The sequence below is a fragment of the Sphingomonas kaistensis genome, from assembly GCF_036884275.1.
Classification (GTDB): domain Bacteria; phylum Pseudomonadota; class Alphaproteobacteria; order Sphingomonadales; family Sphingomonadaceae; genus Sphingomicrobium; species Sphingomicrobium kaistense_A.
This window is the reverse complement of the sequence record NZ_CP145607.1, coordinates 297,660-319,839: the sequence shown is the minus strand read 5'-3', so window position 1 is coordinate 319,839 and position 22,180 is coordinate 297,660. Positions and strand designations below refer to the sequence as shown.

The window sequence follows — 22,180 nt, the reverse complement described above, 5'->3', positions numbered from 1 at the left end:
GGCGCCGTGGCCCGCGCCGCTCGTCCGAAGGGCCTCGATATCGAGACCTACAATGCCAAGCGCGACTTCAAGAAAACGAAGGAGCCCAAGGGGCGCAAGCTGAAGGGCAAGGGCGACAGCTTCGTTGTGCAGAAGCATGACGCGAGCCGGCTGCATTACGATTTCCGGCTCGAGCTGGACGGGGTGCTGAAGAGCTGGGCGGTGCCGAAGGGACCGAGCCTCGACCCGGCGGTGAACCGGTTGGCGATGCGGACCGAGGATCATCCGCTCGATTACGGCAGCTTCGAGGGTATCATTCCTGCCGGCGAATATGGAGGCGGCACGGTGATGCTGTGGGATCGTGGGCGGTGGGTGCCGCATCCCGACAAGGATCCGCGCAAGACACTGGAAGAAGGGCATCTCCACTTCACGCTCGAAGGCGAGCGGATGCGCGGGGAGTGGGTGATGTTCCGGATGAAGGGCAAGCCCGGCGAAAAGGGCGAGGCGTGGATGCTGAAAAAGGTCACCGACGACGCGGCGGCGCCGGACGAGGGCGAGGCACTGGTCGAGGGGTGCCTGACCAGCGTCGCGAGCGGGCGCAGCATGGCCGAGATCGCGGCGGGCGCGGATGTGTGGGAATCGAACAAGGGTGGCAATAAAGGTGGGCGAACCAAGCGCAAGGTCGCGCCGCCGCCGGAGTTTCTGGACCCGCAACTAGCGACGCTGGCGGACACGCCGCCGACCGGGAGCGGGTGGATCCACGAGTATAAATATGACGGCTACCGCCTGCTACTGAGCGTCGGCGAGGGCGGGGCGGTGGCGTGGACCCGGAACGGCAAGGACTGGTCGGATTACTTCCCCGAGCTCACCGAGGCGGCGGCGGCGAGCCTGCCGGCGGGGTGCCTGATCGACGGCGAAGCGGTGGCGCTGGACGAGCAGGGCAAGCCCAGCTTCGGGTTACTGCAATCGACGGTGAAGGGCGGCAAGGGCGTTGAGCGGCCGGACCTGGCTTTTTACGCTTTCGATCTGCTGGTCGATCGCGGCGAGGACATTCGCGGGCTCGGCAATCTTGAACGCAAGGCGCGGCTGGCGGCGGTCATGAAGGGGGTGCCGGGGCCCTTGGTCTATGGCGATCACGTGGTCGGCAAGGGCGAGAAATTGCTCGAGACGATATGCGCCGAGGGCGGCGAGGGGATCATCTCGAAGAAGGCGGATGCGCCGTATCGCGGCGTACGAACCAAATGCTGGCTCAAGGTCAAATGCATCGCGCGGCAGGAGTTCGTGATCGTCGGCTGGCAGGCGAGCGACAGAAGGCGAGGCTTTCGCTCGCTGCATCTTGGGGTGAACGAGGGCGGCACGCTGCGTTATGTCGGCAAGGTCGGGACCGGGTTCGATACGGCGACGCTGGAAAGTCTGAGCGAGCGGATGGCGGGGCTCAAGGTCGCCAAACCCGCGCTCGACGTGCCGCGAACGGCGCTGCGCGGATCGAGCTGGATCAAGCCCGAGCTGGTGGCGGAAATCGCTTATACCGAGTTCACGAATGACGGGATCTTGCGGCACCCGAGCTTTCTTGGCCTGCGCGAGGACAAGAAAGCGAAGCAGGTGGTGCTGGAAACCCCGGTCGCGGCGCCGAAGACGAAGGGCAAAGCCAAGCTACGCACGGCGGCGGACTTCAAGCTACGGCTGACCAGCCCCGACAAGGTGATCTTTCCCGAGGATGGCCTGACCAAGGGTGACCTCGCCGATTATTATGCGGCGGTGGCCGACCTCCTGCTGATCGACCTCGCGAAGAGGCCGATGACCCTGATCCGCTGTCCGGCCGGCCGGGCCAAGAAATGCTTTTTCCAGAAGCACGACACCGGATCGATGGGCGAGCATGTGCTGCGCATTCCGGTGACCGAAGGCGCGGGTACGACCGAAGAGGATTATCTCTACGTCGAGGAAGCGGTCGGGGCGCTCGAATGCGTGCAAATGAATACGATCGAGTTTCATGGCTGGGGCAGCCGGATCGATCCGTTGGAGAAGCCCGACCGGCTGGTATTCGATCTCGATCCCGACGAGGGGCTGGGGTTCGACAAGGTGAAGGCGGCGGCGGTGCGGTTGCGGGAGATGCTGACGGACTTGGGCCTCGAAACGTTTCCCTTGCTGTCGGGGGGCAAGGGCATTCACGTAGTTGCGCCGCTCGACCAGGAGGCCGACTGGGCGGCGGTGAAGAGCTTTGCCGAGCGGTTCAGCCGGGCGATCGCCGAGGCCGAGCCCGAGACCTTCACCGCCAACATCCGCAAGAACCAGCGCAAGGGGCGAATCTTCCTCGACTGGCTGCGCAACCAGCGGGGCGCGACGGCGGTGATGCCGTATTCGGCCCGCGCGCGGGACGGTGCTCCGGTGGCGGCGCCGGTGTCATGGGAGGAACTGGACGCGGTGGAGGCGGCGAACCTGTACACCATTCGCGACGCGGCGGTTCTGCTGGAGCGGGCGGGCGGCAAGGGCCTCAAGGGCTGGGGCCAGGGCAGGCAGACGCTGCCCGACGCGTGATCGCTGAACCCCAAACGCCAAAGCGTCGTTGAGCGAGCATGCAGCGGTACTTTTTCCACATCCACAACGGCATCGGCTTTCTTCCCGACAAGGAAGGAGTTGTCCTGTCCGACCTCGACAATGCGCGGAGCCAGGCGATCATCAGCATCCGATCGATCCTGGCCGAGGAAATCCGGATGACGGGTCTGATCGATCTTGGCGGCCGGATCGATATCGAGGACGATGGCGGGGTCACCACCGTTGTTCCATTCTGCGACGCGGTCGAGGTGCGAGGGGGAGCGCAATGATGGGCATGGATATCCATCTCAAGCGCCTGCGCTCGCGTTTCGAGATCAGCCAGGAAGAAGAAAAGGTGATCCGCGCGCTGCCCGACGGCGAGCAGGAGGTCGGTCCCGACCGGACGATCATCCGCGCCAACCAGCCGCAGCGTGACAGCCGGATCCTGCTAAGCGGAGTCACCGGGCGGCACAAGGGGCTCCGCAACGGTACAAGGCAGATCACCGAATTGAACCTGGCCGGTGATCCAATCGATCTTCACAGCTTTACATTGAAATGGCTCGACCACGACATTGTGAGCTTCACCCACTGCCGCCTGGCGATGGTGCCGCACGAGCGGCTGTGGGCAATGACCAACGATTATCCGCGGTTGGCGCTGATCTATTGGTTTGGCACTAACCTCGATGCATCAATTCACCGCGAATGGGAATTGTCGCTGGGACGGCGGCAGGCGCCGGGGCGGATGGCGCATCTGTTCTGCGAGCTTCACGAGCGACTGGGCATCGTCGGGCTGACTGACGCCGACGGTTTCGCCTTTCCGCTGAACCAGAACGAATTGGGCGAGTGCCTTGGCCTGACCGCGGTGCACGTCAACCGGACGCTCCGTCAGCTGCGGGATCGCGGATTGTGCGATGTGCGCGACCAGCGCTTCGTCATTCATGACTTGCCCGGGCTTCAGGCGCTGGCCGAATTCGATCCGCGTTACCTGTTTCTGGGGCCCCACCCGCTGTAACCTGAGGCGCGGCGGCTGAGCGCGATGCCGGCAAGGTTCTGCGCGCGGGGAATCCAGCGCAGGCGGCGGGGCGGTTGCGCTGCGGCGGCTTCCTCGAAGCGCGCACGATAGGCGCGGGCGGCAGGCGTCCGGCAGGGGACGAGGCCGCTCGCCTGTTCGATCACCGCGCGGCTGTCGCCGAGGAGATCGAAGGCGAGCACGGCGAGGGACTGAGCGACGTCCAGCGCGGCGATAAGCGCGAGCCATTCGGCGTCGCCGTTGGTGCCGATACCGAGGTCGTCGAAGAGGTGCACCTGGCCGCGCGCGACCACCGCCACCTCAATCCGGCCGGGATTGGGACGGGCGCCGCCGTCGAAGAAGATTTTGAGGGGCTTGAGAGCCATGACCCTTTGTAGACGGTGCGTGCCGCCGCTGCGAGGCGGTTCGCAGATCTTGACAAAACGAACCAAAAAGGATAGTCACGCGGCTCAGTTTGTATGGGTCGGGTTCATGGGTATTGTTGGCGGGAATGGCTGCGAGCTTCAGCGACGGGGGGAGCGGCCTAACGAGTTCGGGCTGGAGCGGCAGGAGGCTTTCCTTTCCGCCTTTGCCCAGAGCTGCAACATCAGGGTGTCCGCCAAAAAGGCCGGGGTTTCGGATTCCACCATCTACAAAAGGCGGCGGGACGATCCGGAATTCCGGGCCGCTTTTGCGGCTGCGCAGGATCATGCCACCGCGCTCCTCAAGGCGGAACTGGTCAGCCGCGGCCTTCGACTGCTGCGGGCGGCGACCCCGAAGCAGGCGGATGGCGCCGCGCTGGCGGGCATGGACGCCAAGCTGCTGCTGTCGCTGGTCGCGCAGCACGAGCGCAATGTCGGGCGCGAACTGGGCGATCAGAACCCGCGCAAGTCCGACGCCAAGGAGGCCGCGGCGCGTTTGCAGGCGCTGCTGATTCGGATGCGGCTGGAGCGCAAGCGGGAGGAAGAGCAACGCCGGCAAGAGCGGCAGGAGCGGCTCGAGCGGAAGCGCTGAGCATGGCCGAGGATGTGTGCCCGCGCGCCGTGCTGCGCGAGGTCGCCAATGCGCCCAAATGGCTGCGCGACAAGATGCCGCTGGACCAGTTGTCGCCGGCCGACCGGCGCGCGCTGGCCTGGGCGTGGGCCTGTTTCGAGCGTGACAGCCAGAAGCCGCCGCCGGGCGATTGGTCGGTGTGGCTGCTGCAGGCCGGGCGCGGGTTCGGCAAGACTCGGGTGGGCGCGGAGTGGGTGCTCGAGCAGGCGCGCCGCCATCCCGGGTGCCGGATCGCGCTGGTCGGGGCGACGATCGAGGATGCGCGGCGGATTATGGTCGAGGGGGAGAGCGGATTGATCGCCTGTGCCCCACCGGGCGAGGAACCGCGCTGGTGCGCCTCGCGGAACGAGCTGCGGTTCAAGTCGGGGGCGGTGGCGACGCTCTACAGCGGGGCGAATGGCGATGGCCTGCGCGGACCGCAGCATCATTTTGCCTGGGCCGACGAGTTGGGCAAATGGAGCGATGCGGCCGAGGCGTGGAGCAATCTGCAACTGGGGCTGCGGCTAGGCGATCAGCCGCGATCGGTGGTGACGACGACGCCGGGAAATGACGCGCTGCTGCTGGAGATCGCAGGCGCGCCGGGGACGGAAGTGACGCGGGGGCGGACCGCAGAGAATCTCGATTTGCCGCAAGGGTGGCACGTCCGGATGGAGGCGCTGTATCGGGGGACGCGGCTTGGCGCGCGCGAGCTGGATGGCGAGCTGACCGCCGAAGCCGAAGGGGCGCTCTGGAGCCGCGAGCTGGTCGAAAAGGTGCGGGTCGCGAGCGAGGAGTGGGGCGCGCCCGAGCGGGTGGTGATCGGGGTCGATCCGCCCGCAACCAGCACCGGGGACGCGTGCGGGATCGTGGTCTGCGGGCGGGTGCCGGGCGGGCGGCTGCTGGTGCTGGCGGACCTCAGTTGCCGGGGGCAGACCCCTTCGGGGTGGGCGACACGGGTGGCCGAGGCGGCGGCAATATGGGGCGCCGACAAGGTGGTGGTGGAAGCCAACAACGGCGGCGACATGGTGCTTCAGGTGCTGGGCGCGGCGGATTTCCACCTGCCGGTGACCAAGGTTCACGCGCATTTGGGCAAGGCGGCGCGGGCCGAGCCGATGGCGATCCTGTTCGAGAACGGCAAGGCGGGGCTGGCGGGGCGGTTTCCCGAGCTGGAGCAGGAGTTGTGACACCTCACCACGAGCGGTTACGAGGGCAAAGGCTCGCCCGACCGGGCCGACGCGATGGTGTGGGCGCTGACCGATCTGGCCAGCGCCGGGCGACGCGTGCCGCCGGGTGTGCGGGGGTTTGCGAACCTTTAGAAGCTGAGCTCGTCGTAAACGTGTGTGACGTCGCCGTTCCACGGTCCGTTGTACCAGGCGAGGAGGCGGTCGGCGGGGGTGATGCCGGTGGCGATCACGTCGCGCAAGGGGTCGAGGAAGCCGCTTTCGTTGGTCCCGCCGGCATCGAGATTGGCACGGGCGGACAGGCCAGCCGACGCGATGTCGAGGACGCGGGCGCCGAGGTCGCGCACGGTGCCGCCGCCGGGGACGGGGGCGTCGAGCGCCTGGGCCGGGACGGCGGAACGGAGCGCTTCGCGTTCCTCGATCGTCCAATGCTTGACGAGGTCCCAGGCGGCGTCGAGCGCGGTCTGGTCGTAGAGCAGGCCGACCCACAGGGCAGGAAGGGCGCAGATCCGGCTCCAGCGCCCGCCGTCCGCACCGCGCATTTCGAGGAAGCTCTTGAGGCGGACTTCGGGGAAGGCGGTGGACAGGTGGTCGGTCCAGTCGGCGATCGTCGGCTTTTCGCCGGGAAGCTGGGGCAGCTTGCCATCGAGAAAGGCGCGGAAGCTTTCGCCCGCGCAGTCGATGTAGCGGCCGTCGCGCATGACGAAATACATCGGCACGCCCAGCGCATAGTCGCAGTAGCTTTCGTAGCCGAAGCCGTTCTCGAACACCTGCGGCAACATGCCGGTGCGGTGGGGGTCAGTGTCGGTCCAGATGTGGCTGCGGAAGGACTTGAAGCCGTTGGGCTTGCCTTCGGTCAGCGGGGAATTGGCGAACAGGGCGGTGGCGAGCGGCTGAAGAGCCAGGCCGACGCGGAATTTCTTCACCATGTCGGCTTCGGAACTGTAGTCGAGATTGACCTGGATGGTACAGGTCCGGAGCATCATGTCGAGCCCGAGCGAGCCCACGCGCGGCATGTGGCGGAGCATGATGCCGTAGCGGCCCTTGGGCATGATCGGCAGCTCGGCGCGGGTCTTGTCGGGCCACATGCCGAGGCCGAGGAAGCCGAGGCCGAGGCGGTCGCCGATGGCTTTGACCTGTTCGAGGTGGCGGCCGGCTTCGGCGCAGGTGTCGTGGAGGGTGGCGAGCGGGGCGCCCGACAGTTCGAGCTGGCCGGCGGGTTCGAGACTGATGGTGCCGTCGGCGCCGGCGAGCGCGATGACCTTTCCATCCTCGAGGATCGGGCTCCAGCCATATTCGGTGAGGCCCATGAGGAGGTCGCGGATGCCGCCGGGTTCGTCCCACGAAGGCGCGCGGTGGTCCGCAAGGCGGTAGACGAATTTCTCGTGCTCGGTGCCGATGCGCCAATTGGTTTTCGGTTTTTCGCCGCCGCTGAATACCGACAGCAGGTCGTCGCGGCCCTCGATCAGGGGGCTGTCGCTAAGGTCGGTGCGCGTGGTCATGACGCGCCCGTTAGCGCCAATCCCCGGCCGCCGCCATATACAGGCTTAGTGCGGCCAGCGCGGCGGTTTCGGCGCGAAGGATGCGGGGGCCGAGGCCGACCCCGGTGGCGCCCGCGGCGAGGATGCGGTCGCGCTCGTCGGGGGTGAAGCCGCCTTCGGGGCCGGTGAGAATGGTAGCCGGGCCGGGCCGCGCGGCCGACACCAGCGGGACGCCGCCGGTTTCGTCGGCGAACAGGATGGGGCCGGGCGGATCGGCGAGCAGCGCATCGAGCTTCATCGGAGCGAGCAGGTCGGGAAGCCGGGTGCGGCCGCATTGTTCGGCGGCTTCGATCGCAATGGCCGCGAGTCGCTCGGGATTGAGGCGTTCGACCACGGTGCGGTGGGTGATGACGGGCTGCAGCCGGGCGACTCCGAGCTCGGTCGCTTTTTCGATCAGCCATTCAAGCGGTGCGCGTTTGACCGGGGCGAAGGCGAGGGTGAGCGGCGGCAAGTCCTCGGGTGGGCGGGTTCGGGCAGTCGGGCGAAGGACCAGCTTCTTCTTGTGCGCGGCTTCGATCACCGCCTGCCATTCGCCGCTGTGGCCGTCGAACAGCAGCACCTCGGCCCCTTCGCCGAGACGCAGCACGTTGGCGAGATAATGGGCGGGCTTGCCTTCGAGCAGCAGCGCTTCGCCCTCGGCCAGGGTCTGTTCGACGAACAGGCGCGGCAGGCTGCGCGGGGGCCAGGCGGGGGTGGCGGGCATGGTGATGCGCTAGCGAGGGCCGGGCGGATTGGGAAGGCGAGGGGGCATTGGACTTCCGTGCCAATCGACTTATATACCGATCGATATGGTAAGTCTCATGCCCAAGGTCTGCAAAGGCCGCCCGCGCGAGTTCGATGTCGACGAGGCATTGGCCGCCGCGCTGCGCGTGTTCTGGAGCAAGGGCTATGAAGGCGCGTCGCTGACCGATCTGACCGAGGCGATGGGGATCACCCGGCCGAGCCTGTATGCCGCGTTTGGCAACAAGGAAGCGCTCTTCAAGAAGGCGCTCGATCTCTACGAGCGCGAGAAGCTTGCGTACGTCGGGGAGGCGCTGGCCGCGCCGACATCGCGCGAGGTGGCGGAGCGGTTGCTTACCGGCGCGCTCGAGATGCAGACCAGCGAGTGCGAGCCGCGCGGCTGTATGCGCGTGATCAGCACCATTAGCTGCGGGCAGGAGGCCGACTCGGTGAAGGCCGATCTGATGGCCCGGCGCGGGTCGTCGCATCAGGCGATGCTGGACCGGATGCAGCGGGCCAAGGACGAGGGCGATCTGCCGGCGCACGTCGATGCCGCGGCGATGACCGATTATCTGCTGGCGATCCTGCAGGGCATGTCGGTGCAGGCGTCGAGCGGCGCGTCGCGCGCGCAGCTGGAGCAGGTGGTGCGGACTAGCATCGCCATCTGGCCCGGAAAATAGCGCAAAATTATTTTCTACTGGCCGGTATAGAAGTCTTGACCGGCCCGAATCCTGTTTATATACCGTTCAGTATAGAACAGAGGAAAGCTCCCATGACACTCACACCCTGTAGGATCTTCGAAGCCCGCTAAGCGCGGGTCGTCGATCCACCCTAATTTTATCGCAGCTTGGTTGCAGGCCGACGCGCGTGATGCGTCGCAGCCACGGTCGCTGCTCGCCCCTTTCTTGCCCGATCGACCTCGAGCCTTGCGCTTCGGGAGCGTTGGGTCGCGCCCTTCCGAAAGGATTTCTCATGGCCTCTCTCCCCATCACCGACTGGTCGGCCGCTCCTGCTCCTCGCCCTCGGGGCTTCGAACCGCGCCTCGTCGCGGTCGAAGCCGCGAGCCCGCCTGCCGCCGCCGCCCGGCTGTCGGCCCTCGAATGGTCGGTGGTCGCGCTGGCCGAGCGCGACACCATTGCCTCTTTGCGCGAACCGGGCCGGATCGGCGCGGCGCTAGAAAGCCTGTTCGGGCTGGGCCGGCCCAACAAGCTCGCCAATCCGCGCCTCGAAGTGCTGCGCCGGGTCGCCGTGTTCGTGTGGCGGCAGGGGTGGAAGGTGCCCAAGAGCGAACTCGCCGCCTTTCTCGCCGAGGGTTTCACGCTCGACCAGTATGAGCTGATCCACGCCAGCATCGCCAAGCGCGCCCGGTCGGGACGCGGTCGATGAACGCGCCTTCGCACCCCCAGATGGATGACAATGTGACCCCAGTCGCGCCGCCCGCCGGCCTGTCCCGGCTGAATACCAAGCAGAAGATCGCGCTTGGCCTCGTTCCCCTGGCGCTGGTCGCCGGCCTTGCCTTCGGTCGTCCGGGCGGCACCGAAGCCAATGCCGCGCCGCCGCCGGTCACCGTGACCGCCGCCCAGCCGCTCGTGCGGCAGGTGGCCGAGTGGGACGATTATTCGGGCCGGTTCGAAGCCAGCCGCTCGGTCGAAGTGCGTCCGCGTGTGTCGGGCGCGATCGTCGGCGTGCATTTCAAGGATGGCTCCTACGTCCGGCAGGGGCAATTGCTGTTCACCATCGACTCGCGCCCGTTTGCTGCGTCGCTGGCCGAAGCGCGGGCGGCGGTCTTCGGCGCGCGAAGCGAGTTGAACCTCGCGCAGGCCGATCTGGCGCGGGCCACCCGGCTGCTCGAAGTCGATGCGGTATCGCGCAGCGATGTCGATCGGCTGCGGGCGCGGGTCCAGGCGGCCGAAGCGTCGCTGGCCGCGGCCGATGCGCGGGTCCGCTCGCGCCAGCTCGACGTCGGCTTCACCCAGGTCCGGGCGCCGATCAGCGGGCGGATTTCGGACCGGCGGATCGATGCCGGCAATCTCGTGACCGGCGAAGCGGCGGGGCAGGCGACTTTGCTGACGACCATCAACGCGCTCGACCCGATGTATTTCACCTTCGATGCGTCCGAAGCGCTGTATCTCAAGGCTCGGCGGGCGCAGGAGAGCGGCGAAGCGCCGAGCGAGGTGTTGATCCGGCTTCAGGACGAGACCGATTATCGCTGGCGCGGGCGACTCGATTTCACCGACAATGGGCTCGACACACGGTCGGGGACGATCCGGCTTCGCGCGGTGATCGACAATGGCCGCAATTTCCTGACGCCCGGCATGTTCGGCAATCTGCGGCTCGCTTCGGGCGGGGCGCGGTCGGCGCTGCTGGTGCCCGATGCGGCGGTCACGACCGACCAGGCGCGCAAGGTGGTGACGGTGGTGGCCCGCGACGGCAGCCTGTCGCCGCGTGCCGTCCAAACCGGTCCGCTGATCGACGGCCTGCGGGTAATCCGTTCGGGGCTCGAGCCCAGCGACCGGATCGTGATCAGCGGGGCGCAGCTGGCGATGCCGGGCATGAAGGTCGAGGTCCGTCCCGGCACGATCAAGGCCGCGGCAGCGCCGGCCGCAGCGCCAAGCGCCGCGCCGCCGGCCGGCTCGGCGACCTTCGCGACCCGCTAAACATCTTTTCCTTCCAGCCGCCCGGCCACGCGCCGGGCGGGGAGAACATCCATGCGTTTGTCACGCTTCTTTATCACGCGCCCGATCTTCGCGGCGGTGATCGCGGTTCTGATCACCGTGATGGGCGCCATCGCCTATTTCGGCCTGCCGGTGTCGCAATATCCGGACATCGTGCCGCCGACGGTGACGGTCAACGCCAGCTATCCCGGCGCTTCGGCCGAGACAGTTTCGGAAACCGTCGCCGCGCCGATCGAGCAGGAGATCAACGGCGTCGACAACATGATCTACATGTCGTCGCAATCGACCGGTGACGGACGGCTGACCATCACGGTCACCTTCCGCCAAGGCACCGACCTCAACGCCGCGCAGGTGCTGGTGCAGAACCGCGTCGCGGTCGCCACCCCGCGCCTGCCGCAGGAAGTGCAGCGGCTGGGCGTCATTACCCGAAAGACGTCGCCCGACTTCCTGATGGTCGTGAACCTGGTGTCGCCCGACCGCTCGCTCGATCGCGGCTATATGTCGAACTATGCGCTGACCCAGGTCCGCGACCGGCTGGCGCGGCTCGAAGGCGTCGGCGACGTGCAGCTGTTCGGCGCGCGCGATTATGCGATGCGGGTGTGGATCGATCCCGACCGCGCCGCCGCGCTCAACCTCACCGCGGGCGAGATCGTCGCCGCGCTGCGCGCCCAGAACGTCCAGGTCGCCGCCGGCACGCTCGGCCAACCGCCGTATGCGACGGGCGCGGCCTATCAGCTCAATGTCGAAACGCAGGGCCGGCTGACCGACCCGCAGCAATTCGCCAACGTCATCATCCGTAGCGATCCCGACGGCCGGCAGGTGCGGGTGTCGGACGTCGCGCGGGTCGAGCTCGGCGCCGCGGACTATGCCTCCAACACCTATCTGTCGGGCGAGCCGACCGTGCTCTTGGGCGTGTTCCAGCGCCCGGGCTCCAACGCGCTGGCCGCCGCCGAACTGGTCAAGCAGGAGATGGAGTCGGCGTCGAAGTCCTTTCCCAAGGGTCTCGAATATAAGGTCATCTACAACCCCACCGAATTCATCGCCCAATCGATCGACGAGGTCGGCAAGACCCTGTTCGAGGCGATCCTGCTGGTCGTGCTGGTGATCATCGTCTTTCTCCAGCGCTGGCGGGCGGCGGTGGTGCCGGTGATTGCCATTCCCGTGTCGCTGATCGGCACCTTCGCGGTGCTGCAGATGGTCGGTTATTCGCTCAACAACCTGTCGCTGTTCGGGCTGGTGCTGGCGATCGGCATCGTGGTCGATGACGCGATTGTGGTGGTCGAGAATGTCGAGCGCAATCTTGCCAAGGGCATGACCGCGCTGGACGCCGCGCGCACCTCGATGGACGAGGTAGCGGGCGCGCTGGTGGCAATCGTGCTGGTGCTGTGCGCGGTGTTCCTGCCAACCCTGTTCCTGAACGGGCTGTCGGGCGCCTTCTATCACCAGTTCGCGGTGACGATTTCGGCGGCGACGCTGATTTCGCTACTGCTGTCGCTGACGCTGTCGCCGGCGATGGCCGCGCTGCTCCTGAAGCCGCACGGGCATGAGCCGCCGAAGAATCGCCTCGCCGCCTTCGCCACCCGCGCCGGCGACGCCTTCAACCGGATGTTCGAGCGATTCAGCGAGGCTTATGCCCGGCTGACCCGCCGGCTTGTCGCCGCGCCCAAGCGGATGATGGCGGCTTATGCGGTGCTGATCGCGCTGACCGTAGGGCTGTTCTCGATCACGCCGACCGGCTTCATCCCGGCGCAGGATCAGGGCTATTTCCTGACCGTGGTGCAATTGCCGCCCGGATCGTCGCTCGAGCGCACCGACGAGGTGCTGCGCAAGGTCGCCGACCGGATCCTGCCGATCAAGGGCGTCGAGGGGACGGTGATGCTGGCGGGCTTCGACGGCGCGTCGCAGACCCAGGCACCTAATGCCGCCGCCGCTTATGTGCCCTTGAAGTCGTTCGAGGAGCGCAAGAAGCTCGGCGCCGATCTCAACACCATCATGGCCGAAGCGCAGAAGCGCACCGCCGACATCAACGAAGCGCGCCTGCTGATCATTCCGCCGCCTCTCATCCAGGGTATCGGCTCGGCCGGTGGCTACCGGATGATCGTGCAGGATACGGGCGGGCACAGCTTCGCCGAATTGTCGGGGCTGTCGTGGGGGATCATCGGCAAGGCCAACCAGACGGAGGGCCTGCGCCAAGTCTACACCCTGTTCGATATCTCGACCCCGCGGGTGTTCGCCGATGTCGACCGGGCCAAGGCCGACATGCTGGGCGTACCGCCCGAGCGGATCTTCGAGGCGCTGCAGGTTTATCTCGGTTCGGCGTTCGTCAACGACTTCAACCTGCTTGGCCGGACCTACCGGGTGACCGCGCAGGCGGAAGCCGATGCGCGGGCGAGCGAGGCGGATATCGCGAACTTGAGGGCCCGGTCCAATTCGGGCGCGATGGTGCCGATCGGATCGGTCACCACCTTCGAGGACCGCACCGGCCCGTATCGCGTGTCGCGCTACAACGGTTTCCCAGCGGTCGAGATCGACGGTGACACGGCGCCCGGTTTCTCGTCCGGCCAGTCGTTGAAAGCGATGGAAGACATCGCCTCGGCGCAGCTGCCAGCGGGCTTCCGCAGTGAGTGGACCGGCATCGCGTATCAGGAGAAGGCGGCGGGAAGCACGGCGACCCTGGTGTTCGCGCTGGCGGTGCTGTTCGTGTTCCTGGTGCTGGCGGCGCAGTTCGAAAGCCTGGTGCTGCCACTGGCGATCATCCTGATCGTGCCGATGTGTTTGCTGGCGGCAATGGCGGGGGTCAATCTGCGCGGCATGGACAATAATGTCCTGACGCAGGTCGGCCTGGTGGTGCTGATCGCGCTTGCGGCCAAGAACGCGATCCTGATCGTCGAGTTCGCCCAGCAGGACGAGGCCGCGGGCATGTCGCCGGTCGAGGCCGCGATCCGGGCGGCGCGCGACCGGTTGCGGCCGATCCTGATGACCAGCTTCGCCTTCATCCTCGGCTCGGTGCCGTTGCTGATCGCGGAAGGCGCGGGGGCGGAGCTTCGCCAGGCGCTGGGCACGGCGGTGTTCTTCGGAATGCTCGGCGTGACCGCGTTCGGGCTGATCTTCACCCCCACTTTCTATGTCGTCTGCCGCGGATTGGCCGAGCGGATCGGCCGCCTGCGCGCTGGTCGGACGGCGGCACCCCCGGCTCCGCTGCCGGCGGAATGAGGAGTTCGTCCATGTTCAAGCGAGTGATGCTCGTCGCCGCCTCCGCGCTTGCCCTCGCGGCCTGCGCCAGCGGCTCCGATTATGCCGCGCGGCCGGTGGCGGGCGCGGCGGCGGCGCCGTTCCTCGGCTCGGCGACGCCGCTGGTCACCACCGCCGCGCCCGCCGGCGAGTGGTGGCGATTGTACCGCGATCCGGTTCTCGACGGGCTGGTCGCCGATGCGCTGGCGGCCAACACCGACGTCCGCTTGGCGACCGCGCGATTGCAGCGTGCCCGCGCCCTGCTGCGCGAAAGCCGGGCGGCGCGCGAACCGCAGATAGGGGTGAGCGCCGGGGCGCAGGCCGGCCGTTCGCCGCAGGCCATCGCGGCGGGGCAGGGTGGGACCGACCTTCAGCTCGATGCGGGGCTGAGCGTCGCTTACGAAGTAGATTTCGCGGGGCGGATCGGTCGGTCGGTTGAAGCGGCGCGCGGCGATGCGGCGGCGGCGGCGTTCGATGCCGATGCGGTGCGGGTGCTGGTGGTGGCCGATACGACGCGCGCTTATGCGGACGCGGCGTCGGCGGCGGAGCGGATCGCGGTGGCGGAGCGAATCGTCGCCTTGCTCGACCGCTCGCTGACCCTAACCGAGCGGCGGCGGGTGGTGGGGCTTGCGACCGGGCTCGACACCGCGCGGATCGCCGCCTTGCGCGACCAGCGCCGGGCGGAGGTGCCTTTGCTCGAGGCCGAGCGGACGGCGGCGCTGCTGCGGCTCGCGACCCTGACCGGGCGGGTGCCGCGCGAATTGCCGGCGATTGCCGCGGCGCGGGTCAGTGCGCTCGACCTCCAGCAACCGATTCCGGTCGGCGACGGCGCGGGCCTGCTTGCGCGCCGCCCCGATGTTCGCGCCGCCGAGCGCCGGCTGGCCGCCGCCACCGCGCGGATCGGGGTTGCCACCGCCGACCTTTATCCCCGCATCACGCTGGGCGGGTCGGCGGGGGGCAGCGGGACGAGCCTCACCAACCTGTTCAATCCGGTCAGCTGGCTGGTCGGGCCCCTGCTCAACTGGACCGTCAACCGCTCCGCCGCCCGGGCCCGGGTCGCGGTGGCCGAGGCCGATACGCAGGCCGCGCTGGCGCAGTTCGACGGCAGCGTGCTGACCGCGCTGCAGGAGACCGAGACCGCGCTGTCGGCGTACCAGCGCGCGCAGGAGCGGCGCACCGCGCTGGCCGCGGCGCAGGGCCAGGCCGAAGCGGTGGTCCGCCGCGTGCGAGCCTTGCAGCGCGAAGGACAGATCAGCTCGCTCGAACTACTCGACGCCGAGCGCACCTTTGCCGATGCGGAGGCCGCGCTGGCCGACAGCGACGCGAGGATCGCGAGCGCGCAGATCGATCTGTTCCGGGCGCTTGGCGGGAATTGGGCGCGCTGACGGCGCTAGAGTGTCGAGCAGAGGCCAACGTGTCGTGCCAATCGACGCGCATCGTAGCGCGATCGGGCTTTTAGTCGGCCCATCGATGCAGGGTTGATACGCTTCGATAAAGCCGAAAGCCGGCATCGGCCCAGATGCTCTGGACACGGACATTCCGCAATTGCGTGGACGTGATGACCCGCTCGGCACCCCGGGTCGAAGCATGGGAGACATAGGCATCGAGGAGACGTCGGTAGGTCCCTCGCCCTTGGTCTGCAGGGTCGACCGCGTTGAGAATGATCTCGCTCGTTTGAGGGTCGGGCCGGCCGCCGACGATGAAGCCCGTCAGGCGGCCGGCTTCGATCGCGCCAAGCGCCAGCCTTCCGTCGTCGGGCTCGGATAACAACCGCCCCGCCCAGTCGGCATAGGCGTCGGTTGCCGCCGTGTCGGAAAGGCGCGGGTCGGCGTGGTAGCGCCCGAGATATTTATCGAACGCAGCGCGCGCGATCGTGCTGCAAGCTTCGGCGTCGTGCCGATCCAGGAACCGCACGTCCGCCGCCTCGCTCTCCGCACCGCGCATTGATGACGTCGGTGCCGGGAGCAAATGGCGATGGTAGACCAACGTATCGACCAGGCGAAAGCCGAGGGCCTCCAGTTCCTGGATATGCCTGATCTCATTCCCATCGACGCGCGCAGACAGCACATGCACGCCGGCCTGATCGGCCGAGGCAACCGCTTTCCGCCAATCATGTTCACCGCCAGCGGTGTCCAGAATTCCGAACGTCACTCCGAAACGCCGGCTCTCGAGCTCGCTCGGGCGCCAGCCTTCACGCGCCGCTGCGGTACCCGCGCCGGCAATCGCAGTATCAGTCAAAGGCGTTCCGCCGGCATCAAATTGGCTGTCGTTTCCATGACCCGAATCCGAGGGCGATCCTGCACTTCGGTAAAGATGCGGCCGATGTAGAAACCGTGCACGCCGAGCGCCGACAGGATCAGTCCGCCGACGAACCAGATCGACAGCATCAGGCTGGTCCAGCCGGCCACCGTGATCGCGCCTGACGCCCAAGCGACAAAGACGACCAGCGCGATACCGGCCGATAGACCCGACAGGAGCAAGCCCGCGAGCACGCTGAGCTTCAGCGGCCGGTCGGAGAAGCGGATGATCAGTGCCACGGCCAGGCGCAGCAATTGGCCAAGACCGTAGGATGAACGCCCTTCCGCCCGCGCTGCGCGTGGGACGACCAGGGATCGCCGCTCCAGACCCGTCATCACCGTCATCGCGGGCAGGAAAACCTCCTTGTCGCGAAAGGACAGCAAGTTTTCGACCATGCGCCGGCTGTAGAGGCCGAAGTTGCCGGCGTTCACTCCGACTTTCATGCCCGTGATGGCGCGGAGAAATACAGTGAACAGGCGCGAGGCGGCCCGGCGCCACCGGCTGTCGCGCCATTCACCCCGATCGACGATGACGGCGTCGCAATTTCCTTCCCGTGCCACGTCGACCATTTGCAGCAACATCGCGGGATCGTCCTGCAGGTCGCAATCGATCACCGCCACCCAATCGCCACGGGCGTGCGCCAGGCCGGCCCAGATGGCGAGGTGCTGGCCGTGATTGCGCATCAGTCGCACGCCGCGCACCCGCTCGTCTGCGGCCGCGAGCGCCTCGATTACCGGCCAGGGTTCGCCCGGTCCGCGATCGTCCACGAACAAGACTTCCCAGCGCAAGTCCTGTCCGTCGAGGGTTTCACGCACCCGCCGGACGATTTCCGGAAGACAGCGGGTGCAATTGTAAACGGGAGAAACGACGCTGATCAGCATGTCGCGCCGGATCCATCCAGCTTTCTCACGACCCGCAGGCAGATGTCGATCACCCGTTCAATCTCGTCTTCGAGGTCGAAGAACATCGGCAGCCGAACCAGCCGCTCGGCAGTCCTGTCGGTATGCTCCATTCCGCCGGCACTCCGCCCGAAGCGCTGGCCGCCCGGCGACGAATGAAGCGGGACGTAATGGAACGGCGTCCCAATACCTTCCTCGCGCATGGCCGCGATAAAGGCGCTCCGCTGGGCCGCGCTCCGCAGCAGGAGGTAGAACATGTGTCCATTGCCCTGCACCTCCGCGCTCCAGCGCGGAAGGTCGATGCCATGTCGCGACGGAAGCGCTGCGAAGCTTTGGAAATAGCGGGCGAACAATTGCCGCCGCCGCCGGGTTACCTCGTCGACACGTTCCAGCTGCCCGTGAAGGAAGGCAGCGATAAGTTCTCCTGGAAGATAGGAGGAGCCGAGGTCTACCCAGGTGTATTTGTCGACCAGACCGTCGATGAACTGGCTGCGATTGGTCCCCTTCTCGCGGATGATGCGGGCGCGATCGACGAGGACGGGCGTGTTGAGCGTGAGGGCGCCGCCTTCCCCGCTCAGGATATTCTTGGTTTCGTGAAAGCTGAACGCGCCGAGATCGCCGAGGCTGCCGGCCGGCCTGCCCTTGTAGAACGAACCGAGCGCCTGCGCGGCATCCTCGACCAGCAGCAAGCCGTGCGCGTCGGCGATTTGGGCGAGCGCGTCCATGTCCGCCGGAAAGCCCGCATAATGGACGGCGAAGATCGCTCGCGTTCGCGGGCCGACCGCATCGGCGACCTTGGATGGATCGAGGTTCAGCGTGCGGGGATCGATGTCGACGAAGACCGGGGTCGCGCCGCGAAGCACCACTGCATTGGCGGTCGACACGAAGGTGAAGGACGGAAGGATGACCTCGTCGCCGGGTTTCAGGTCACACAGGATGGCAGCCATTTCGAGCGCTGCCGTGCCGCTGTGCGTGAGGAGCGCGGAGGCGGACCCGGTCAGCCGGGCGATGATGGCATTGCATTCGGCAGTGAAATGGCCGTCGCCCGACAGCTGCCCGCGCCGGATCGCTTCCGCGATATTGTCGAGTTCGCGGCCGACGAGCGACGGGCGGTTGAACGGGACGGGAGCGGCGCGCGCAGTTGCCGCCGGATTCTGGTCTTCGACAGACCGGCGATCGAACTGAAATCGCGCGCCTGAGCTTTGCGGCATTCCTCTACTCCCCCAATCGGGAGGGCTATAGAAGCAATATGGTTAAGACAATGATGACGGCTGGGGCTCTTGCGCGGGTTGGAGAGGCTTTGGATAAAGGCCCGGGACCTGGGGGATCGAAAGCGTGAACACGGTAACAGCAGCCAGCGACCCTGGCGGCTTTGATGATTTGGCCTCGCAGTCCGCGGCCGAGCCGAAAAGCAGGATCGGCTTCAACCACCTGTACGTCGCCGCGCTCGCCGTGCTGGTGACGAGCTGGTTCGCCGCAAGTCTGCGGCTGTCGGTGGAGCCGGACGAGGCGTGGATCCTTCTTAGCACGGCAGAAACCTGGGGCGTCCGGGTACCTCAGACCATCGCGACCGGCGTTCCGACCATCACCACCGGCGGACTGCACCTGATCACGCACGGTCTCCTCGCGCTGTTCAGCCTCGACATTCTCGCGCATCGCACGATCACGATCGCGGCCAGCCTGGCCATGCTCCTGCTTGGCTTTCGGGTCTTTCGCGCGGCGGGCAGCGATCACAGCCTGGCGCTTGCCGGAACCTTACTATTGGCCGCGACGCCGGGCATCCTGCTGCAGGCAAGTCTCGCCTTGGGCGAGCTGATGGCGTTCGCACTGCTGTTGGCGTCGACCGCGCATTGGACCTGGCGTGGCCGCCATTCGGCTTCGGCGGCGCTGGTTTCCGGGCTTCTGTTCGGCCTTGCCTGCGCGACCCGGGTCAATCTCCTGGCGGCGCTCGGCGGCTTTGGGCTGTTCGTTCTGGTTTATCACAAGGGCGACTGGGCGAGGTGGCGCCGTGCTGCTCTCACCGTGGTGGTCGCCATTCTAGTAGCTGGAACCATTATCGCGTGTCATTACTGGTTTGGGGGCGGCGGGCTGGGGGAGCGCGAGGCCACGCTTCTCGGGGCCGCGACTGGCGCGCACACCGTTCGCACCCTGCCGTACCTGCTCGAAACGATGGAAATCGCCAACGGGCATTTCCCACTTCTTCTTATCGCAGGGATCGCTCTGTTCTGGCTGTTCCGCCGCACCGTCCCGAGGAGTGACGAGGGTGTCCGCGGCAACGATCTTGTCGCGCTGTTGATCGTCATCGGCGGGACCATGTGGCTGGCATGGTTGCTGCGGGCGCCGATTCCCCACCTGCGCTACCTGTGGCCTGCGACAGCCTGCCTGTGGACCGGCGGCATTCTCGTCCTGCTCGACTGGTTCAATAGCCATCGGCAGCGCCGGACCCGAACACTGCTGCACGTCCTGGTGCTGGTCGCGTTCGTCGGCTCGCTTGCAGGCAACGTCAGGGCCCTGGTGGTCGGTGACAGCGTCATTCTCGCCTATCAGTTCATGGGCATGAGTCCCCGCTATGCGGCGTCCGGTCAGTCTCCGGGGTTCGACGCCATGGTCCAGAAGAAGCAGGCGCAATTGGTCGCCGATCTGCCAGCGACCGCCCGGATCGAGGCGTTGGCGCCCGAAACCGCCATGCCGCTCGTCCTGTTGAGTGGACGGTCCGTCTACGCCCTCGACCATGTGCCAAGGACAGGAGGCGAGCGTTTCCTGGTCGCGACTCCGGCGGACTATCGCATCTGGAACCCGGGTCCACGCTTCAGTGATTGGCGCGCGCGCTACACGCGTGAGCTATTCGCCGCGGGAGGCCATGCGCTTCTGCGGGTCGATCCGTCGGCGCCGCCGGCGCCTCACGATCGTCGATCGCTCGGCAGCCACACTTGGTGATTGTCGTGCGCTGCAAACCGATCTTGGCGATGTCGAGATCATGGTGAAATCGCCAGTCAAGATTGACCGTATCTGCAAGGTCGATGTTGACCAGCTTGCCACAGTCGTGCCAATCGCTTCCGCATCGTCGCACGACCGGCCGTTTGGCCGCGCGCGCAGGATGCGGGTGTAGCTCAATGGTAGAGCAGAAGCCTTCCAAGCTTACGACGAGGGTTCGATTCCCTTCACCCGCTCCAGCCGCCTGACGGACTGGAGCGTGATCGCACGTGGCGATTGGCAGATGTCTGCTTTCGACCCATTGCGGACGTTCTAACCCGTTGTAGGTTAAAGGCATGTGGAGCGCGATTGTCCTTTCCTTGGCGGTTACGGCCCCAGTTTCGAACGGGGGCGTTGTCGTGGACGGCGTCGCTTTCGGACCACGACAGACCCTTATTTGTGAGTGGTTCACCAACTTCGAGAACAGCAGGTTCGAGCAGTGCAAGGCGGGCGGACGAAGTCTCCTAACGGCGAATGACGGCGCATCGCTCAAGTGCATGGCGCGTATGTGTGAGCAGCTGGATGCGGAAGCCAGAAAAGTGGCTCACTGGCGGAAGCCAGAGCCTCCGTGGGGGACGTTCAAAGTTCGCATAGTAGGCCGTGTCAGTGTGCGACCACACCAGAAACGGTATCTTGGTGACGCGACGAGGACTGTCCTTGTCGAAAGGCTCCTGAGCGTTTCAAAGCCAGAGTAGCGCACCCGGCCAATGTCCGCTTTCCACCCAAAGCAGACATTCAGAGCTACCTGGCACGCGCAACCTAAACACCTGACTGAGGCAGGCACCTTCCCGCCGCTCCTCGCCCTAACAGTGCGCCTCGCTCCTCGAAGGGAACGACCCAACCCCTCAAAGCCGTCCGGCGGCGTGGGCGACCTGGGTGCCGACGAGGCGGAGCTGGGCGGCGCTGTCGTCGTCGAGGAAGCGGCCTTGCGCGTCGAAGCTGTCGGGGCCGATCCTCAGCGCGGCGCCGAACGGGGTGGGCCAGCCGCGCAGGGCGTGGGCGATGGTGCGCAAGGTGGTCATCGAGCTGTTCGCGGCCTGATGCCCGAAGGCGGTGACGATCAGGCCGACCGGGCGGCCTTCGAGATAGGGGCGGCTGTCATTCGCCAGTTCCTCAAGATAGTCGATCGCATTCTTGACCATGCCCGAGACGGTGCCGTGATAGCCGGGAGTCGCGAGCAGGATGCCGTCGGCGGCGCGGACCGCATCGATCATCTCGCGGCCCTTGTCGGGGGTCCAGTCGGGCCCGCGATAATGGGGCAGGCCCGCCATGTAGGCGCCGCCGAACGTCTGCACCTCTGCGCCGTCGCCGCGCGCCGCTTCGGCGGCGAGCGCCAGCACGCGTTCGGTGCTGCTGTCGGGGCGGGTGGTTCCGCCGATGGCGACGATGTGGCGCGGCATAGGGCTCTTCTACAGGACCTTGGTATTGTAGCTGTGCCACGCCAGCACGGCGGCCGCACCCCGGTAGGGAGCCCAGCTTTCCGCCCGCTCGCGCAGCCATTTTTCGGCGGGCTTGCCTTCGGTGCCGAGGAGCCGGCCGAGTTCGATCTGCACCGCGAGATCGCCGGCGGGAAAGACGTCGGCGCGGCCTTCGGCGAACAGCAGATAGATTTCCGCCGACCAGCGGCCGATGCCCTTGACCTTGGTGAGGAGGGCGATGGCTTCTTCGTTGTCGGCCGGCAGATTGTCGAGGTCGAGCTCGCCCGAGAGGGTGAGGGTGGCGAGGCTGCGGAGGTAGCCGGCTTTCTGGCGGGACTGGCCGAGCGCGCGCAATTCTTCGTCGGTGGCGGCGGCGAGGCGGTGGAGATCGGGCGGGTCGCCGTAGGCGGCGGTGAGCCTGTTCCACATCGATTGGGCGGCGGCGACGCTGACCTGCTGGCCGACAATGGTGCGCAGCAGGGCGGCGGTGCCGCGGTCCGATTGGCGCGGTTCGGGGTGGCCGTGACGCTGAACCGCGGCGGCGAGCGCGGGCTCGGTCGCGGTGAGGTGGGCGATGCCTTGGGCGAGGGATTCGGGCGTGTGGACCACCTCTCTACCCTCTCGTTCGTGCTGAGCGAAGTCGAAGCACGTTCGCGCCACGCCCTTCGACTTCGCTCAGGGCGAACGAGGTT

General features: G+C 66.9%; 19 protein-coding genes and 1 tRNA gene. 12 read left to right on the top strand and 8 right to left on the bottom strand.

The genetic code is table 11. From position 1 onward, the window contains the following. The first annotated feature begins 6 nt into the window (after nt 1-6). The 3 genes from ligD to V6R86_RS01445 are packed head-to-tail and all read left to right on the top strand — an operon-like array spanning nt 7 to nt 3,523. The gene (gene ligD, locus V6R86_RS01455; RefSeq protein ID WP_338501407.1) at nt 7-2,514 is read left to right on the top strand and encodes a DNA ligase D; all 2,508 of its coding nucleotides are present in this window, start codon (nt 7-9) and stop codon (nt 2,512-2,514) included. Between the two features lie 38 nt (nt 2,515-2,552). Next, nucleotides 2,553-2,801, top strand: a complete 249-nt coding sequence (locus V6R86_RS01450) for a DUF6894 family protein (protein WP_338501405.1) — start codon at nt 2,553-2,555, stop codon at nt 2,799-2,801. Between the two features lie 5 nt (nt 2,802-2,806). Beyond that, a complete protein-coding gene (locus V6R86_RS01445) occupies nt 2,807-3,523 on the top strand; it encodes a Crp/Fnr family transcriptional regulator (RefSeq protein ID WP_338501403.1) in 717 nt (238 codons plus the stop codon). On the opposite strand, the gene V6R86_RS01440 is transcribed toward V6R86_RS01445, so the two are convergent. Further along, nucleotides 3,493-3,906, bottom strand: coding sequence for a reverse transcriptase-like protein (locus V6R86_RS01440; RefSeq protein ID WP_338501401.1), 414 nt, complete (start codon nt 3,904-3,906; stop codon nt 3,493-3,495). The two genes, V6R86_RS01445 and V6R86_RS01440, sit on opposite strands and share 31 nt — an antisense overlap. Before the next feature lie 106 nt (nt 3,907-4,012). Here V6R86_RS01440 and V6R86_RS01435 point away from each other — a divergent pair, with 106 nt between their 5' ends. Next, nucleotides 4,013-4,534 carry a hypothetical protein gene (locus V6R86_RS01435; protein ID WP_338501399.1) on the top strand — a complete coding sequence of 174 codons (522 nt, stop codon included), beginning with the start codon at nt 4,013-4,015 and terminating at the stop codon, nt 4,532-4,534. Nucleotides 4,535-4,536: 2 nt separating this feature from the next. Next, nucleotides 4,537-5,736, top strand: coding sequence for a terminase large subunit domain-containing protein (locus V6R86_RS01430; protein WP_338501397.1), 1,200 nt, complete (start codon nt 4,537-4,539; stop codon nt 5,734-5,736). A gap of 128 nt (nt 5,737-5,864) precedes the next feature. Here V6R86_RS01430 and V6R86_RS01425 read toward each other — a convergent pair whose 3' ends face one another. Both V6R86_RS01425 and V6R86_RS01420 read right to left on the bottom strand, forming a co-directional pair. Then, on the bottom strand, nt 5,865-7,235 hold the full coding sequence (locus V6R86_RS01425; protein WP_338501395.1) for a glutamate--cysteine ligase: 1,371 nt from the start codon (nt 7,233-7,235) through the stop codon (nt 5,865-5,867). Between the two features lie 10 nt (nt 7,236-7,245). Further along, entirely contained in the window at nt 7,246-7,977 is a 732-nt protein-coding gene (locus tag V6R86_RS01420; RefSeq protein ID WP_338501393.1) for a 16S rRNA (uracil(1498)-N(3))-methyltransferase, read from the bottom strand. Between the two features lie 97 nt (nt 7,978-8,074). On the opposite strand from V6R86_RS01420, the gene V6R86_RS01415 reads away from it, so the two are divergent. From V6R86_RS01415 to V6R86_RS01395, 5 genes are all read left to right on the top strand, one after another. Next, entirely contained in the window at nt 8,075-8,674 is a 600-nt protein-coding gene (locus V6R86_RS01415; protein ID WP_338501391.1) for a TetR/AcrR family transcriptional regulator, read from the top strand. Nucleotides 8,675-8,966: 292 nt separating this feature from the next. Further along, nucleotides 8,967-9,380, top strand: a complete 414-nt coding sequence (locus V6R86_RS01410) for a hypothetical protein (RefSeq protein ID WP_338501389.1) — start codon at nt 8,967-8,969, stop codon at nt 9,378-9,380. 20 nt (nt 9,381-9,400) lie between these two features. Continuing rightward, nucleotides 9,401-10,651 carry an efflux RND transporter periplasmic adaptor subunit gene (locus tag V6R86_RS01405; RefSeq protein WP_338505362.1) on the top strand — a complete coding sequence of 417 codons (1,251 nt, stop codon included), beginning with the start codon at nt 9,401-9,403 and terminating at the stop codon, nt 10,649-10,651. Between the two features lie 51 nt (nt 10,652-10,702). Then, the gene (locus V6R86_RS01400; RefSeq protein WP_338501387.1) at nt 10,703-13,882 is read left to right on the top strand and encodes a multidrug efflux RND transporter permease subunit; all 3,180 of its coding nucleotides are present in this window, start codon (nt 10,703-10,705) and stop codon (nt 13,880-13,882) included. Between the two features lie 11 nt (nt 13,883-13,893). After that, a complete protein-coding gene (locus V6R86_RS01395) occupies nt 13,894-15,285 on the top strand; it encodes an efflux transporter outer membrane subunit (RefSeq protein WP_338501385.1) in 1,392 nt (463 codons plus the stop codon). Nucleotides 15,286-15,355: 70 nt separating this feature from the next. On the opposite strand, the gene V6R86_RS01390 is transcribed toward V6R86_RS01395, so the two are convergent. From V6R86_RS01390 to rffA, 3 genes are read right to left on the bottom strand one after another with little or no spacing between them, the layout of a single operon-like run. After that, nucleotides 15,356-16,138, bottom strand: a complete 783-nt coding sequence (locus tag V6R86_RS01390; protein WP_338501382.1) for a GNAT family N-acetyltransferase — start codon at nt 16,136-16,138, stop codon at nt 15,356-15,358. Beyond that, nucleotides 16,135-17,079, bottom strand: coding sequence for a glycosyltransferase family 2 protein (locus V6R86_RS01385; protein ID WP_338501380.1), 945 nt, complete (start codon nt 17,077-17,079; stop codon nt 16,135-16,137). Before V6R86_RS01385 ends, V6R86_RS01390 begins: the two co-directional genes overlap by 4 nt. Then, the gene (gene rffA / locus V6R86_RS01380) at nt 17,073-18,308 is read right to left on the bottom strand and encodes a dTDP-4-amino-4,6-dideoxygalactose transaminase (protein ID WP_338501377.1); all 1,236 of its coding nucleotides are present in this window, start codon (nt 18,306-18,308) and stop codon (nt 17,073-17,075) included. The genes V6R86_RS01385 and rffA overlap by 7 nt, the downstream gene beginning before the upstream one ends. Nucleotides 18,309-18,477: 169 nt before the next feature. Here rffA and V6R86_RS01375 point away from each other — a divergent pair, with 169 nt between their 5' ends. Then, nucleotides 18,478-20,034 carry a hypothetical protein gene (locus V6R86_RS01375; protein WP_338501375.1) on the top strand — a complete coding sequence of 519 codons (1,557 nt, stop codon included), beginning with the start codon at nt 18,478-18,480 and terminating at the stop codon, nt 20,032-20,034. 162 nt (nt 20,035-20,196) lie between these two features. Continuing rightward, a tRNA-Gly gene (locus tag V6R86_RS01370) sits at nt 20,197-20,270 on the top strand. A gap of 645 nt (nt 20,271-20,915) precedes the next feature. On the opposite strand, the gene V6R86_RS01365 is transcribed toward V6R86_RS01370, so the two are convergent. After that, nucleotides 20,916-21,470: an NAD(P)H-dependent oxidoreductase gene (locus tag V6R86_RS01365; protein ID WP_338501372.1), complete on the bottom strand. Its 555-nt coding sequence runs from the start codon at nt 21,468-21,470 to the stop codon at nt 20,916-20,918. Nucleotides 21,471-21,479: 9 nt separating this feature from the next. After that, nucleotides 21,480-22,097, bottom strand: a complete 618-nt coding sequence (locus V6R86_RS01360; RefSeq protein ID WP_338501370.1) for a DNA-3-methyladenine glycosylase 2 family protein — start codon at nt 22,095-22,097, stop codon at nt 21,480-21,482. Nucleotides 22,098-22,180: the final 83 nt, after the last annotated feature.